Consider the following 1,462-nt stretch of genomic DNA (forward strand, 5'->3'; position numbering starts at 1 on the left):
CGGGCGAGCTGGACTCGTTACGCCTGCCCCACCTCAAGCTGGTGGTGTGGATCGACGTGGCCGGCCAGGGCGAGGACGTGCCGGGCACGCTGCGCTTTTCCGAGCTGATGGCCCGGGGCCAGGCCGACGACGCCCGCGTGGCCGAGATCGCCGCCACGCTCAAGGCCACCGAGCCGATCAACATCCAGTTCACCAGCGGCACCACCGGCTTCCCCAAGGGCGCCACCCTCACCCACCGCAACATCCTCAACAACGGTTTCTTCGTCGGCGAGGCGATGAAGCTCACCCCCGAGGACCGGCTGTGCGTGCCGGTGCCGCTGTACCACTGCTTCGGCATGGTGATGGGCAACCTGGCCTGCATCACCCACGGCGCGACCATCGTCTACCCCAACGACGGCTTCGACCCGCTGGCCGTGCTGCAGACCGTGCAGGCCGAGCGCTGCACCGCCCTGCACGGCGTGCCCACCATGTTCATCGCCCAGCTGGACCATCCGCGCTTCGCGGAGTTCGACCTGTCCTCGCTGCGCACCGGCATCATGGCCGGCTCGCCCTGCCCCATCGAGGTGATGAAGCGCGTGGTGAACCTGATGCACATGGAGCAGGTCACCATCGCCTACGGCATGACCGAGACCAGCCCGGTGAGCTGCCAGAGCTCCACCGACACGCCGCTGGACAAGCGCGTGGGCTCGGTGGGCCGGGTGCAGCCGCACCTGGAGGTGAAGATGGTCAGCCCCGACACCGGCGCCGTCACGCCCATCGGCGTGCCCGGCGAGCTGTGCACCCGGGGTTATTCGGTGATGCACGGCTACTGGGACGACGAGGCCAAGACCGCCGAGGCCATCGACGCGGAGGGCTGGATGCACACCGGCGACCTGGCCACGATGGACGCCGAGGGCTACGTCAACATCGTCGGCCGCATCAAGGACATGGTGATCCGCGGCGGCGAGAACCTCTACCCGCGCGAGATCGAGGAATACCTCTACCGCCACCCCAAGGTGCAGGACGTGCAGGTGGTCGGCATCCCCGACAAGCGCTACGGCGAGGAGCTGTGCGCCTGGATCATCCCCAAGCCCGGCCAGACGCTGACCGAGGACGAGATCCGCCTGTTCTGCCAGGGCCAGATCGCCCACCACAAGGTGCCGCGCTACATCCGCTTCGTCGAGGCCTTCCCGATGACGGTGACCGGCAAGATCCAGAAGTTCAAGATCCGCGAGGCCATGAAGGCCGAGCTGGGACTGCAGGAAGACAAGACCGCATGACCACGCTGAAGACGCAGCTCAACCCCCGCAGCGAGGAAGCCCGGGCCAACGCCCTGGCCATGCGCGCGCTGGTGGACGACCTCAACACCCGCCTGGCCCGCATTGCCCAGGGCGGCGGCGAGGCCGCCCGTGCCAAGCACCTGGCCCGCGGCAAGCTGCTGCCGCGCGAGCGGGTGGAGATGCTGCGGACCCGGACACGCCCT

Annotated in this window: 1 protein-coding gene and 1 pseudogene; both read left to right on the forward strand. The window is 68.6% G+C overall.

Annotated features, from left to right (window positions below; genetic code table 11):
- A partial coding sequence (locus I73_RS18270) for an AMP-binding protein (RefSeq protein ID WP_022981936.1) occupies window positions 1-1,259 on the forward strand: 1,259 nt, incomplete at its 5' end.
- A pseudogene (locus tag I73_RS18275) lies at window positions 1,256-1,462 on the forward strand (methylcrotonoyl-CoA carboxylase); the annotation flags it as partial. The gene I73_RS18270 and the pseudogene I73_RS18275, both read left to right, overlap by 4 nt.

Source organism: Ideonella sp. B508-1 (assembly GCF_000333615.1).
In the GTDB taxonomy this organism is placed as follows: Bacteria; Pseudomonadota; Gammaproteobacteria; order Burkholderiales; family Burkholderiaceae_C; genus Ideonella.